The organism is Micromonospora sp. NPDC049060 (assembly GCF_040649055.1).
In the GTDB taxonomy this organism is placed as follows: domain Bacteria; phylum Actinomycetota; class Actinomycetes; order Mycobacteriales; family Micromonosporaceae; genus Micromonospora; species Micromonospora reichwaldensis.
In genome coordinates this window covers 45,222-59,063 of sequence record NZ_JBEZEV010000005.1, presented here as the reverse complement: position 1 = coordinate 59,063, position 13,842 = coordinate 45,222, and the positions used below count along the sequence as shown (strand labels likewise).

Annotated in this window: 12 protein-coding genes; 10 read left to right on the top strand and 2 right to left on the bottom strand. The window is 74.2% G+C overall.

Features of this window, described 5'->3' with window-relative positions:
* The first annotated feature begins 20 nt into the window (after positions 1-20).
* From AB0B83_RS03940 to AB0B83_RS03905, 8 genes are all read left to right on the top strand, one after another.
* The gene (locus AB0B83_RS03940; RefSeq protein ID WP_357576962.1) at positions 21-1,349 is read left to right on the top strand and encodes an ATP-binding protein; all 1,329 of its coding nucleotides are present in this window, start codon (positions 21-23) and stop codon (positions 1,347-1,349) included.
* Position 1,350: 1 nt separating this feature from the next.
* Positions 1,351-2,889: a SpoIIE family protein phosphatase gene (locus AB0B83_RS03935; protein ID WP_357576872.1), complete on the top strand. Its 1,539-nt coding sequence runs from the start codon at positions 1,351-1,353 to the stop codon at positions 2,887-2,889.
* A gap of 52 nt (positions 2,890-2,941) precedes the next feature.
* Entirely contained in the window at positions 2,942-3,517 is a 576-nt protein-coding gene (locus tag AB0B83_RS03930; protein ID WP_357576871.1) for a TIGR03086 family metal-binding protein, read from the top strand.
* Between the two features lie 85 nt (positions 3,518-3,602).
* The gene (locus AB0B83_RS03925; RefSeq protein WP_357576961.1) at positions 3,603-4,139 is read left to right on the top strand and encodes a PadR family transcriptional regulator; all 537 of its coding nucleotides are present in this window, start codon (positions 3,603-3,605) and stop codon (positions 4,137-4,139) included.
* Positions 4,136-4,837, top strand: a complete 702-nt coding sequence (locus AB0B83_RS03920; RefSeq protein ID WP_357576870.1) for an ABC transporter ATP-binding protein — start codon at positions 4,136-4,138, stop codon at positions 4,835-4,837. Before AB0B83_RS03925 ends, AB0B83_RS03920 begins: the two co-directional genes overlap by 4 nt.
* Entirely contained in the window at positions 4,834-6,357 is a 1,524-nt protein-coding gene (locus AB0B83_RS03915; protein WP_357576869.1) for an FtsX-like permease family protein, read from the top strand. Before AB0B83_RS03920 ends, AB0B83_RS03915 begins: the two co-directional genes overlap by 4 nt.
* Before the next feature lie 106 nt (positions 6,358-6,463).
* On the top strand, positions 6,464-6,892 hold the full coding sequence (locus tag AB0B83_RS03910) for a hypothetical protein (protein ID WP_357576868.1): 429 nt from the start codon (positions 6,464-6,466) through the stop codon (positions 6,890-6,892).
* Between the two features lie 2 nt (positions 6,893-6,894).
* The gene (locus AB0B83_RS03905) at positions 6,895-9,033 is read left to right on the top strand and encodes a bifunctional polysaccharide deacetylase/glycosyltransferase family 2 protein (RefSeq protein WP_357576867.1); all 2,139 of its coding nucleotides are present in this window, start codon (positions 6,895-6,897) and stop codon (positions 9,031-9,033) included.
* A gap of 12 nt (positions 9,034-9,045) precedes the next feature.
* On the opposite strand, the gene AB0B83_RS03900 is transcribed toward AB0B83_RS03905, so the two are convergent.
* Positions 9,046-9,237 carry a hypothetical protein gene (locus AB0B83_RS03900; RefSeq protein WP_357576972.1) on the bottom strand — a complete coding sequence of 64 codons (192 nt, stop codon included), beginning with the start codon at positions 9,235-9,237 and terminating at the stop codon, positions 9,046-9,048.
* Positions 9,238-9,396: 159 nt separating this feature from the next.
* On the opposite strand from AB0B83_RS03900, the gene AB0B83_RS03895 reads away from it, so the two are divergent.
* A complete protein-coding gene (locus AB0B83_RS03895) occupies positions 9,397-10,614 on the top strand; it encodes an alpha/beta fold hydrolase (RefSeq protein WP_357576866.1) in 1,218 nt (405 codons plus the stop codon).
* A 37-nt stretch (positions 10,615-10,651) separates the two neighbouring features.
* Complete coding sequence (locus AB0B83_RS03890) at positions 10,652-11,593, top strand: threonine/serine dehydratase (RefSeq protein ID WP_357576865.1); 942 nt, start codon at positions 10,652-10,654, stop codon at positions 11,591-11,593.
* A gap of 108 nt (positions 11,594-11,701) precedes the next feature.
* Here AB0B83_RS03890 and AB0B83_RS03885 read toward each other — a convergent pair whose 3' ends face one another.
* Positions 11,702-13,798, bottom strand: a complete 2,097-nt coding sequence (locus tag AB0B83_RS03885; protein WP_357576864.1) for a S9 family peptidase — start codon at positions 13,796-13,798, stop codon at positions 11,702-11,704.
* Between the last annotated feature and the right edge of the window lie 44 nt (positions 13,799-13,842).

The following is a 13,842-nucleotide window of genomic DNA, read 5'->3' as shown; positions in this document are numbered from 1 at the left end:
CCGGGGCGCCGCTGCTGCAGATGGCGCTGCGGGTCGAACACGACATCTTCGTCGTCCGGCAGCGGGGCCGTGAGGTCGCCGCCGCGGTGGGCCTTGAGCACCAGGACCAGGTACGCATCGCCACGGCGCTCAGCGAGGTCGCCCGCGACCTGCTGCACTCGGTCGGCGGGGCGGAGGTGGCATTCGTCCTCGTCCACGACGCCGTCGACGGCAGGCGGCACCTGCGGGTGGACCTCGTCCCCGTGCGTCCGCTGCCCGACGGGCGGTACGAGCCGCAGTCCGGTGCCGTGGCGCGGTTGGTGGACAAGTTGGGCGTGGCGACACGCGAGGGGGATACGGTCGTGAGGATGTCCCGACGTGTCCCGGTCACCGCAGAGGTGCTGACCCCCGAGCGTCTCGCCGAGCTGCGGTCCGAGCTCGACCGGAACGCCCCGGGCAGCGCCCTGGACGAGCTGACCGCCCAGAACGCCCAGCTCATCGCCGCCCTCGACGAGGTACGCAGCCAGCGCGACGAGCTGGCCGTGCTGAACGAGGAGCTGGCCGAGACCAACCGGGGCGTGATGGCGCTCTACAACCAGCTCACCGAGGAGCTGGAGGAGACAAACCGGGGCGTGGTCGCCCTCTACGCCGAGCTGGACGAGAAGTCCGCGCAGCTGCGTGCGGCCAGCGAGTCGAAGAGCCGGTTCCTGGCGAACGTCAGCCACGAGCTGCGGGCCCCGGTCACCGCGATCATCGGCCTGGGCCGGCTGCTGGGCGACTCCGCCTCCGACCCGCTCACCGCCGAGCAGGCCCGCCAGGTCGGGCTGATCCGCTCCTCGGCGGGTGACCTCCTCACGCTTGTCAACGAGCTGCTCGACCTGGCCAAGGCCGAGTCGGGCCGGATCGAGCCCGACTGGGCCGAGGTCGACCTGCGGCCGGTCTTCGGCCAGTTGCGCGGCACGCTGCGGGCCCTGGCCATCCGGCCCGACGTCGAGCTCGTGGTGGAGGAGCCGCCCGTCCCGGCGACGCTGCGTACGGACGAGGTGCTGCTCGCCCAGGTTCTGCGCAACCTGCTGCACAACGGGCTCAAGTTCACCGAGCGCGGCGAGGTCCGGCTGCGGGCGGAGCGGCAGGACGAGCGCTGGTCGCTCATCGTCTCCGACACCGGCGCGGGCATCCCCCCGGAGCTGCAGGAGCGGATCTTCGAGGAGTTCTACCAGGTGCCCGGCGCGACCCGGGTCGGCGGAACGGGCCTCGGCCTGCCGTACGCGCGGCGGCTGGTGACCCTGCTCGGCGGCAGCCTCGTGGTGTCCAGCGAGCCGGGCCGGGGCAGCACGTTCACCGTCACCCTGCCCGTGGGCGGAGCGTGACGTGGAGGGCGGCCCGGCGACAGTACTGGTGGTCGACGACAGCCCCACCAAGCGCTACCTCCTGGTGAGCTGGCTCTCCCGGGCGGGCTTCGCGGTGCTGGAGGCCGAGAACGGCGCCGAGGCGCTGGCCCGGGTCGGGGTGGACCCGATCGACCTCGTGGTGCTCGACGTGCGGCTGCCCGACCTGAACGGCTTCGAGGTCTGCGAGCGGATCAAGGCGGCGCACCCGGCGATGCCGGTGATCCACGTGTCCGCGCACGCGGTGGACGTGGTGGACCGGGCGCAGGGGCTCACCCGGGGCGCGGACGCGTACCTGGCGGAGCCGATCGAGCCGGAGGAACTGGTCGCCACCTCCCACGCGGTGCTGCGCTACTACCGGGCCCGGCAGCGCGCGGAAGTGCTCGCCGAACGGCTCCTCGGCCTGGCCGACACCACCATGGCGGTGCACTCCGCGCCGAACTTCGCGCGGCTGCTGGAGGCGGCGGCGGCCGGCGCCGCGCAGATCTTCAAGAGCCCGGCCGCCGTGGTCGCCGAGACGTTCGAGGGCGACTGCATCGCCGGGATCGCGGACGGCCCCGACGGCACGGCCACGATCGTCGGGTGGATCGTCGACGACACCGGGGTGCCGACCGGGACGACGGTCCGGGTGGACGATCCGGCCGCCTGGGGCCTGGTCGGCTGGCCGGCGGGCGACACGGTCACGGTGGTCGCCGCCCGGCTGCGCGAGGACCGGGCGCCGCTCTACGTCGTCGTGCCCACCGCCACGCAGACCGCCCACACCCCCGTGCTGCGGCAGCTCGCCCAGGCCGTGGCGGCGGCCGTGGAAGCGCAGCGCTCCTTCGACGAGGAGCACCGCATCGCGGTCACCCTCCAGCGCAGCCTGCTGCCGCGCCGGATCCCGCAGGTCAACGGGCTCGACCTGGCCGTGCGCTACGAGCCGGCGAGCGCCCAGACCGAGGTGGGGGGCGACTTCTACGAGCTGGTGATGCTCGACGGCCACCTGCTGCTGGCGATCGGCGACGTGGCCGGTCACTCGCTGCACGCCGCGACGGTGATGGCCGAGCTGCGGCACGCGGTGCGGGCGTACGCGGTGGAGGGGCACCAGCCGGGCGAGATCCTGCACCGGGTCAACGAACTCATGCGCACCCTGCTCCCCGACGAGCTGGCCACGATCTGCGTGCTGCTGCTGCACCCGCCCAGCGGCCGGGTGCGACTGGCCAGCGCCGGGCACCTGCCGCCGGCGCTCAGCCTCGACGGCAAGGTGGAGTTCGTGCAGCACTCGGCCCCGCTGCTCGGGGTCCGCGCGCCCCGGCCGCCCGACCTGGAGTTCGTGCTGCCGGCCGGGGCGACGCTGGTGTTCTACACCGACGGACTGATCGAGCGGCGGGACACCACCATCGACGACGGGCTGGCCGCCCTGGCCGTGGCCGCCACCCGGGTCGACGACGACCTGGACCGGTTCTGCGAACGGCTCCTGGTCGAGCTGGCTCCGCCGGAGATCCACGACGACGTCGCCGTGGTGGCCCTCCGCCGCAACTGAGCCGGCTGCGCGCGGGGCGGCGACGGCGGGGCCACGCTCGTACCCTGAGCGCATGGCCACGAAGACTGGTGATCTGCTCGCAGCCGCGGCGCCCCGTGCCGTCGCGGTGGTCCGGGGCGTCTCGGACGACCAACTGGACCTGCCGACCCCGTGCAGCGACTACGCCGTGCGCGACCTGCTCAACCACCTCTACGACGTGGTGGTCAACTTCCAGGCCCTCGCCGGCAGGGGGCAGCCGGAGTGGGCGGAGAAGCCCGACCACCTGGCCGAGGGCTGGCGGGACCGGTTCGAGGCGGAGGCCGCGAAACTGGTCGCGGCGTGGTCGGACCCGGCCGCGCTGGAGGGCGTCTCGCCCGGGATGGGGCTGCCACAGGAGACGGTCGGCACCATGGTGCTGCTCGACCTGACGGTGCACGCCTGGGACCTGGCCGTCGCCACCGGGCAGCCGTTCCGCCCCGCGCCGGAGGCGCTGCCCCCGCTGTACGCCCTGTGCGAGCAGATGGGGCCGGCGGCCCGGGAGCAGGGCGTCTTCGCGGAGCCGGTGGGGACGTCGTCGTCGGACGCTCCCGAGATCGACCGTCTGCTCGCCCTGACCGGCCGGGACCCGGGCTGGTCGGCGGGCGCCTGAGCTCGAAGCGCCACCAGGCCCGCGCGGCACCCCCGCCGCGCGGGCCTCCTTGACAGTCACTATTCACCGGGTGAATAGTGACGCGGTGTCCACCCCGCACGTGTTGCTGGGACTGCTGGCCGCCGGCAACCGGCACGGCTACGAGCTGAAGCGCGCCCATGACGAGCGCCTGCCCCGCGCCAAGCCGCTGGCCTTCGGGCAGGTCTACTCGACCCTCGGCCGGTTGCAGCGGGACGGCCTGGTGGCACCCGCCGGGCAGGAACGCGAAGGCGGTCCCGACCGCACCGCGTACTCGCTCACCGCCGACGGCCGGGCTGCGCTCCAGCGGTGGCTCGCCGAGGTCGAGCCACCGATGCCGTACGTCGCCAGCGCACTCTTCGCCAAGGTGGCCGTGGCGCTGCTGGTGGCCGACGCGGACCGGGCCCGGGCCTACCTCGTCGCCCAGCGGCAGGCCCACACCGAGCGGCTGCGGGAGCTGACCGCGGTGAAGACGGCGCCCTCGGCCAGCCTCGACGACATCGTCGCGGCCGACTTCGCCATCGCCCATCTCGACGCCGACCTGCGGTGGCTACGGACCACCCTGGACCGCGTCGCCGACTGGCACCGGGAGGTGCACTCGTGACGCAACTTCAGGCTCGCGGCGTGGTCAAGGCCTACGGGCCGACACCCGCGCTGCGCGGCGTCACCGTCGACGTCGCCGAGGGGGAGATCGTCGCCGTCACCGGCCCGAGCGGCTGCGGCAAGTCCACCCTCCTGCACTGCCTTGCCGGCATCCTGCGCCCGGACGTCGGCGAGGTGAGCTGGAACGGGCACCGGATCGACACCTGGTCCGAGGCGGCCCGGTCCCGGCTGCGGCGCACCGAGTTCGGGGTGCTCCTCCAGTTCGGCCAGCTCGTCGCCGAGTTGACCGCCGCCGAGAACGTCGCCCTCCCGCTGCTCCTCGCCGGCTCCCGGCGGCGGGAGGCGCGGACGGCCGCCCTGTCCTGGATGGAGCGGCTCGGCGTCGCGGAGCTGGCCGACGCCCGGCCGGGCGAGATGTCCGGCGGGCAGCAGCAGCGCTGCGCCATGGCGCGGGCCCTGGTCACCGAGCCCCGGGTGCTCTTCGCCGACGAGCCGACCGGCGCGCTGGACACACTCGCCGGTGAGCAGGTGCTCACCCAGCTGGTCCGGCTCGCCCGCGAGCAGAAGACCACAGTCGTCCTGGTCACCCACGAGCCGCAGATCGCCGCGTACGCCGACCGCGAGGTCATCCTCCGCGACGGCATGGTCGACCACACCGGGCTCGGCCTCGACACCCCGCTGCCGGGCAGCCGCCGGTGAGACCGTCCACGCTGGTACGCCTCGCCCTGGCCGGCACCCGCACCGACACCGTCCGGGTGGCGCTGACCGCGCTCAGCGCCGCCCTGGCCGCGCTCGCCGCCCTGGCCGCGCTCACCGTGCTGGCGATCCCCACCCCGCCCGCCACCGACGGCAACGGCAGCCGCTGGTCCCACCAGTACGCCAACGAGCTGCTCGTCGAGCCGGGGCTGCGCGGCGGCACCGCCTTCGCCCTGCTGCTGCTGCTGATTCCCGTGTTGGCGCTGGCCGGGCAGTGCGCCCGGCTCGGTGCCCCGGCGCGGGACCGCCGGCTGGCCGCGTTCCGGCTCGCGGGCGCCACCCCGGGCCAGGTGACCCGGATCGCCGTGCTGGAGACGGGCCTGGCGAGCCTGCTCGGCACGCTGGCCGGCGCATCGGTCCACTTCGCCGGCCGGGAGCTGCTCGACCGGCCGGACGCGCAGGGACGCCTCGCGCTCCCCACCGACGTGCTGCCCGCCCCGGGCGCGCTGGTGGCGGTGCTGGCGGGGCTGCCGGTGGTCGCGGCGCTGGCCACCGCGCTGATGCTGCGCCGGGTGAGCACGACCCCGTTCGGCGTGCTGCGTACGCACCGCCGGGAACGCGGCCCTCGGCCCTGGGCGGGCGTCCTCATCGGCGCCGGGCTGGCCGCCTTCGTCGCCGTCGAACCGGTCACCCGCCTCTACGACCGGCGCGCCACCGACCCGCCGTCGTGGCTGGTGCCGGCGCTGCTGGTCAGCGGCGGGCTGGCCGCCATGGTCGGGGTGGTCGTCGGCACCGGCTGGATCTCCTGGACGGCCGGGCGGATGCTGCACCGCTACGCCCGAGGGCCGGCCGCGCTGCTCGCCGCCCGCCGGTTGACGGCCGACCCGTGGGCGGGCAGCCGCACCTTGGCCGCGCTGCTGGCGGCGGTGCTCCTCGGCGCGGGGGCGGCCGGGCTGCGGGAGTACTTCGTCGCGGCGGGCGAGCTGAGCCGGCGGACCGGCGGCGGACTGGCCGGCGACGACGGCTTCTACCTGCGGACCATGGACCTGGTGGACCTGGCGGTGGCGGTGGCCATGCTGGTCGCCGCCGGTGGGCTGGTCGTCGCGGTGGTGGAGGGGATCACCGCCCGGCGGAGCGCGTACGCGGCCCTGGTGGCGACCGGGGTGCCCCGGCCCACGCTCGGCCGGTCCATCGCCTGGCAGTCGCTGGCCCCCGCCGTGCCGGCGGTGGCCGTCGCGCTGGCCGTGGGCCTGCTGCTGGCCCGGGGGCTCTTCCGCACGCCGACCGCAGAGCATTACAACGAGGTCTGCGACGCCACCGCGCAGCTCTGCGCCGACCCCGCCACCCGGGCGCGCCACACCCGGCTCGTGGCGATGCCGGACGTGACCGTGCCGCCCGACGTACCCCTGGAACAGCTGGCCCTGCTCGGGGCCGGCGCCCTGGCGGGGGTGCTGGCGACGGTCGGCGTCGGCCTGCTCTTCCTGCGCGCGAGTACGGCGGTGGAGGAGCTGCGGACGACCTGAGCTGTAACGCCGGCGGCGGTCCGGACGCTGTCTGCTCGGAGGCCCGGCCGACGGGCCCGGCCGGGGCCGGACGACCCCCGGTGTGTGCGGCAGCGGGAGTCAGTAGATGCGCAACCAGCCGAGCGGAGCGCCGCCGGTGTTCGTCGACCGGACCGGACGGCGGCGCCGGCTCACGGTGATCGCCGGCACCGCGATGGGCCTTGGCCTGCTCACGAGCCTCGGCCTGATCGCCGCCGGCCTCTTCATGGACTCGTCGGTGTCGCCGCCCGGCTGGTCGGACACCCGCCCGGCGGCACCGCGCGAAGCCGAGGCGGACGTCCGCGGCGAGGTGGGCGGCGCGTCGTCGGCCCGCCCCCGTCCGTCGCCCGTGACCAGCACCTCGGTCCCGACGCCCACCCGCACGGCCGGCGACGGCACCGCCCCGGCCACCGCCACCGGCGTTCCCACCGCCCGGCCGAGCCGGTCCGACGAGCCGGGCCGGGGCGACGAACGGCGCACCGCGAAGCCCAGCCGGTCCCCGGGCAAGCCGAGGTAGCGGTGGGGCGGCACATCGCCCGCCGGGACCCGCGGGCACACTGGGTCCTGCTCCTGCTCGGGCTGGCGCTGCTGCTTGCGGCGCTCACCGTCGACGGTCTGGTCACCGGGCTCACTGGTGGCTCCGGCGGGGCACGGGCGGACACGTCCGCCGGGCCGGCGGTGCCGAAGGAGGTCGTCACCGGCGGGCCGGTGCTGCGGCTCGACCAGGACCGGCCGGTCAGCCGGACCATGCCCGACCGTACGGTCGCGCTGACCTTCGACGACGGGCCGGACCCGCGGTGGACGCCGCAGGTGCTCGACGCGTTGCGCCGGCACGGCGCGCGCGCCACCTTCTTCGTGGTCGGTGCCCGGGTCAACGAGCATCCGGAGCTGGTCCGCCGGATCCTCGCCGAGGGGCACGAGATCGGCTCGCACAGCTTCACCCACGCCGACCTCGGCTCCGCCCCGGACTGGCGGCGCGACCTGGAGCTCTCGCTGACCCGCAAGGCGGTCGCCGGGGCGGTCGGCCGCGAGGTCACCCTGCTCCGGCCGCCGTTCTCGTCCCAGCCGTCGGCACTGACCGGTTCCGAGTACGCCGCGCTGAGCGCCGCCGCCGGCACCGGGCACGTCGCCGTGCTCGCCGACAGGGACACCAAGGACTGGCAGCGGCCGGGCGTGCCGGCCATCGTGAAGGCCGCCACCCCGGAACGGGGGCGCGGCGCGGTGGTGCTGATGCACGACGGCGGCGGCGACCGGGCCCAGACGGTGGCCGCCCTCGACCAGTTGCTGCCCGGGCTGACCCGGCAGGGCTACCGCTTCACCACCGTCTCCGAGGGGATCGACGCGCCCGCCTCCATGGTGCCGGCGGGCACGGGCAGCCGGCTGAGCGGCCACGCCCTGCGGTGGACCCAGGCCGGCGCCGGCTGGCTCGCCGGGATGATGGACCTGCTGCTCGGGGTCGCATTGGTGCTGGGCGTGGCCCGGCTGGTCGCGCAGGTGGTCTGCGCCCAGGTGCACGTGCGGCGGGTCCGTCGGCCGAGCCGGAGGCGGACGCCGCCGACGGTCACCGCCCCGGTGTCGGTGATCGTGCCGGCCTACAACGAGGCCGCGAACATCGCCGCGACCGTCCGGTCGCTCATGGCCAGCGACTATCCCGCGCTGGAGGTGATCGTCGTGGACGACGGGTCCGACGACGACACCGCCGGGATCGTCGAGCGGCTCCGCCTGCGCGGGGTGCGGGTCGTCCGGCAGGCCAACGCGGGCAAGCCGGCGGCGCTGAACACCGGCATCCGGGCCGCCCGCGCCGACCTGCTGGTGCTGGTCGACGGCGACACCGTCTTCCAGCCGGACACCGTGCACCGGCTGGTGCAGGGCTTCGCCGACCCCACGGTGGGCGCCATCTCCGGCAACACCAAGGTCGCCAACCGGCGCCGACTGCTCGGCCGCTGGCAGCACCTGGAGTACGTGATCGGCTTCAACCTCGACCGCCGGATGTACGACGTGCTGGAGTGCATGCCGACGATCCCCGGCGCGATCGGCGCGTTCCGCCGCGAGGTGCTGTTCGCCGTCGGCGGGGTGCCTTCGGACACCCTGGCCGAGGACACCGACCTCACCATGAAGGTGCTGCGGGCCGGCTGGCGGGTGGTCTACGAGGAGGCCGCCATCGCCTGGACGGAGGCGCCCTCCTCGCTGCGGCAGCTCTGGCGGCAGCGCTACCGCTGGTGCTACGGCACGATGCAGGCGATGTGGAAGCACCGGCACGCGCTGCGCGAGCGGGGCGCCGGCGGCAGGCTCGGCCGGCGCGGCCTGCCGTACCTGACGGTGTTCCAGATCGTGCTGCCGCTGACAGCCCCGGCGGTGGACGTCTACGCCGTCTACGGCCTGCTGTTCCTGCCCTGGTCGACCCTGGTGCTGGCCTGGGCGGGGCTGCTGCTGCTCCAGGCGCTCACCGCCGCGTACGCGCTGCGACTGGACCGGGAACGCTTCGGCCCACTGTGGAGCCTGCCGTTCCAGCAGTTGATCTACCGGCAGGTGATGTACCTGGTGGTGGTGCAGTCGGTGGTCACCGCGCTGGTCGGCAACCGGCTGCGCTGGCAGCGGATGGTACGCACCGGCGAGGCGGCCGCACTGGTCGGGACGCAGGGGCGGGCGCCCTTCTGACACCTGGCGGGGTCAACCGGCGGCGAACAGGCCGGCGGAGAGCGCGAGCAGCGTCCCGGCGGCGGCGGAACAGCAGCACACGAGCAGGAACGCGACCACCGCGAGGATCGCCCAGACGCGCCGGTCGCGCGCCGCCGCCCGCCACCCCGACGCCGGTACGCCCTCGGCCGGCTCGTCGTCGTCCACGCCGTCGCCCCCGCTCACTCCGGCAGTCTAGGCACCGGGGCGCGGGCCGCCGGGTGCCGGCGCCCGGACGGGTGAACGCGCCGCGGCCGGCCCGCGCGCCGCGAGGCGGCAGGCGATCCTGGCGTCACCGGGACGTGTCCAGGCCAGCCCGGGGGCCGATTCACCGGAGTACGACCCATGCACTTCACCAGCGAGGACTTCGCGGTCAGCCACAAGTCGAACCTCGACGCGAACAACGGCGCGGTGATCCAGCTGTTCGTCCGCTGGTTCAAACCCGACCTTCCGCCGAGCCGGCCCCGCCAGCCGGTGCTCATGGTGCACGGCCGCAGCAGCCCGGGGCTCGTCTCGTTCGACCTGGAGTACGACGCGGGGGAGGGCGGGTACAGCTGGGCGAGGGAGCTGGCGGAGGACGGGTTCGACGTCTTCGTCATGGACCTGCAGGGGATGGGCAGGTCGACCCGCCCGGTGCAGATGAACGACCCCTGCAACATCAACCCGCTCCAGCAGCACCTCCTGCTGCCCCGGGAACCGTGCGCGGCCAGGTATCCGAAGCAGCTCACCAACTCGGCGAGCGACTGGGCAGAACTCGGGACCGTCGTGAACTGGATCCTGGGCCAGCCGGACATGCCACCGAAGGTCGATCTGATCGGCTACTCGGCGGGCGCGTACGCCGTGGGGCCGTTCGCCATGACGGTCGACCCCGCCAAGGTGGCCAGCGTCCTCCTGCTCGCACCGATCTTCGCGGTGACGGGCCCGTCGACGCCGCCGACGCTCCCGGTCAGCTCCCCCTGCCCCGTGTACGGCTTCCCCATGCACATAGTGCACAAGGCCGGTCTCAGGAAGTCGTGGGACAGCGAGGTCGACGTGGAGCCCCGCTACCCGGGCCAGCGGGACGACGCGCACGGCATCGTCGACGTGGTGTGGGACGCCTTCCTCGCCAACGACCAGCTGGGTCGCACCTGGGGGCCCGGTGTCTCGCGGTTCCGCAACGGATTCTGGTGGGGCTGGAACCAGGAGCGGGTGACCGCCGACCACACCAACCTCGGCGAGAAGGTGCCGGTGCTCATCGTGTATGGGCAGAAGGACGCCACGGCCAACAACATCGCGCTGAACTTCTCGGTCCCGGAGCTCTACCGGTCCATCCAGGGCCGGCACAAGCTGATGTACCGGCTCGACGGCACCGGGCACCTCGTCGTCTGGGAACGCCAGCGCACGTGGCTGCACAAGCTGTCCAGCAAGTGGCTGCGCAGCGCGCGGCACCCGAACCGGCCGTACAACGTCGACGGCAACACCACCGGGACCTTCGTCGTCCCGTGGGAGGGCGACCCGGTCGAGATGGACTACGCGTCAGGGCGGACGGAACAGCCGCTCGCCGCCCCGCTCGAACCGATGTAGGCCCGCCGGCGCCCCGTGCGTCGGGCAGGATGGGCCGATGGATCTGGTCTCGATCACCGACGTCCGGAACGCCGCCGCCGACATTGCGGGCACCGTGCTGCGTACCCCGCTGGTGCGCACCGGGTGGGACCCGGAGCTGTGGCTCAAGCCGGAGAGCCTGCAACCGGTGGGGTCCTTCAAGCTGCGCGGCGCGACCCACGCGGTCGCCCGGCTGACGCCCGAGGAGCGGGCGCGCGGCGTGGTCACCCACTCCTCCGGCAACCACGGCCTGGCCCTGGCGTACGCGGCCCGCGCGGCCGGCGTGCCGTGCCGGATCGTGGTGCCCGAGGGCGCCCCGGCCGCGAAGGTGGACCGGATCCGGGCGCTGGGCGTCGAGGTGCTGCTGGTGCCGCCCCCGCAACGCGGGCCGGAGGCGGAGCGGATCGCCGCGACGACGGGTGCGGTGCTGGTGCCGCCCTTCGACGACCGGCGCGTCATCGCCGGTCAGGGCACGGTCGGGCTGGAGATCGTCGAGGACCTGCCCGACGTCGACGTGGTTCTGGTGCCCGTGGGCGGCGGCGGGCTCTCCTCTGGCGTCGCGACCGCTGTCACCGCCCTGCGCCCGGCGGCGACGGTGATCGGCGTCGAGCCGGAACTCGCCGCTGACGCGCGGGAGTCGCTGGCGGCCGGTTCGGTGGTGGTGTGGGGCGAGGAGCGCACCTACCGGACGATGGCCGACGGGCTGCGCCTGCCCCCCTCCGAGCTGACCCTCGCCCACCTGCGGGCCCGGCTCGACCGCATCGTCACGGTGACCGAGGAGGAGATCCGCGCCGCGATGGGTCGGCTGGTCACCGACGCCCGCCTGGTCGTGGAGCCGAGCGGCGCGGTGGCCGTGGCCGCCCGGCTGTTCCGCGCCGCCGAGCTGCCGCCCGGCCGTACGGTCGCCGTGGTCACCGGCGGCAACGTCGACCCGGCGGTACTTGCGGGCGTCCTGCGCTGAGCGAACGTCCTGCGGCCGAGCGGGCGTCGGGCGTGCTGCGCTGAGGCGTCAGGAAGGGCACCTTCCTATGCGGAATCCGTTAAGAAGGTGCCCTTCCTGACACGCAGGTCAGGCGCGGCCGAGGCGGTCGAGGATCCAGGCGTTGACGAACGCCTCCTCGCGCCAGGAGTCGTAACGGCCGCTGGGACCGCCGTGGCCGGCGCCCATCTCGGTCTTCAGCAGGTAGTCGCCCTGCGGGGCGACCGCCCGCAGCCGGGCGACCCACTTCGCCGGCTCGTGGTAGAGCACCCGGGTGTCGTTGAGGCTGGTCACCGCGAGGATCGCCGGATAGTCCACCGCCCGCACGTTCTCGTACGGCGTGTAGGACTTCATGTACGCGTAGACCTCCGGGTCGGCCAGCGGGTTGCCCCACTCCTCCCACTCGGTGACGGTCAGCGGCAGCGACGGGTCGAGGATCGAGGTGAGCGCGTCCACGAAGGGCACCTGCGCGACGATCCCGGCGAACGCGTCCGGGGCGATGTTGGCGACCGCCCCCATCAGCAGCCCGCCGGCCGAGGCGCCCCGGGCCACGAGCCGGTCGCTTGTCGTCCAGCCCGCCTTGACCAGGTGCCGGGCGCAGGCCACGAAGTCGGTGAACGTGTTCTTCTTGGCCAGCAGCTTGCCCTGGTCGTACCAGCTGCGGCCCAGCTCGCCGCCGCCCCGGGTGTGCGCGACGGCGAAGATGACGCCCCGGTCCAGCAGGGAGAGCCGGGCGACGGAGAACCACGGGTCCATGCTCGCCTCGTACGAGCCGTAGCCGTATATCACGCAGGGGGCGGAGCCGTCCTTCGGCGTGCCGGCCCGGCAGACCAGCGAGACCGGCACCCGGGTTCCGTCGTCGGCGAGCGCCCAGTCGCGGTGCTGCTCGTAGTCGGCCGGGTCGTACGCCCGCCCGTCCGGCCCGGGCTTCACCGGCTTCTGCCGGCGCAGCACCATCTGCCGGGTGACCAGGTCGTAGTCGTAGACCGAGTCGGGGGTGACCAGCGAGGCGTAGCGGAGCCGGATCTGCCCGGTGCGGTACTCCGGGTTGTCGTGCAGGCCGACGCTGTAGAGCGGCTCCGGGAAGTCGATGTCGAAGGCGTCGCCGCCGCCGACGGGCAGCACCCGCAGCCCGGTCAGCCCGTTGGTGCGCAGCGAGACGACCAGGTGGTCGGCGAAGGCGTCCACGGCCTCCAGCCGGGTGCCGGGCGAGTGCTCGATGAGCGGCACCCAGTCGCCGGGCGCGTCCGCCGAGGTGTACGCCAGCGCGAAGTCCTCCGCGCCGTCGTTGTGCAGGATCAGGAAGCGGTGCCCGTGGTGCTCGACGGTGTATTCGACGCCCTGCCGCCGGGGTGCCACGGACGCCGGCGCGCCGGTCGGGTTGCCGGCCGGGATCACCAGCACCTCGCTGGTGATCTTGCTGTGCACGTCGATGATGACGAACCGCTCCGAGCGGCTCAGCTCCACGCCGACCCAGAACCGCTCGTCGTCCTCCTGGTAGACCACCACGTCCTCAGTGGACGCCGTGCCCAGGGTGTGCCGCCAGACCCGGTTGGGGCGCCACGTCTCGTCCACCGTCACGTAGAACAGCACGGAGGCGTCGGTGGACCAGGCGGTGCCGTAGAACGTGTCGGGCACCTCGTCGGGCAGCAGCTCGCCGGTGGACAGGTCCTTGACCCGCAGCGTGAACCGCTCGTCGCCGGAGAAGTCCGTGGAGTAGGCCAGCCACCGCCCGTCCGGGCTGACGTCGAACGCGCCGAGCGCGAAGAAGTCGTGCCCCTCGGCGAGCAGGTTGCCGTCGAGCAGCACCTCCTCGCCGTCGAGCGGCGCGCCGTCCGCGCTGACCGGCGGCTCGGTCTCGCCGTCGCGGACCGCCCGGCGGCACTGCACGCCGTACTGCTGGCCCTCGACCGTCCTGGTGTAGTACCAGTAGCCGCCCTTGCGGCCGGGCACCGACAGGTCGGTCTCCTGGGTGCGCCGGCGGATCTCCTCGAACAGGTCGGCGCGCAGCCCTTCGAGGTGCGCCGTCCGGGCCTCGGTGTACGCGTTCTCGGCGGTCAGGTAGGCGATCGTCTCCGGGTCGTCCTTGGCGGTGAGCCAGGCGTACTCGTCGACGACTGTGTCGCCGTGGTGGGTGCGCTCGCTGGGCACCCGCTTCGCCGTGGGCACGGGGGTCTCGGTGGTCACGGCGTCACGTTACCGGCCGCGCGCCGCCCGCCGCGCGGCCTCGT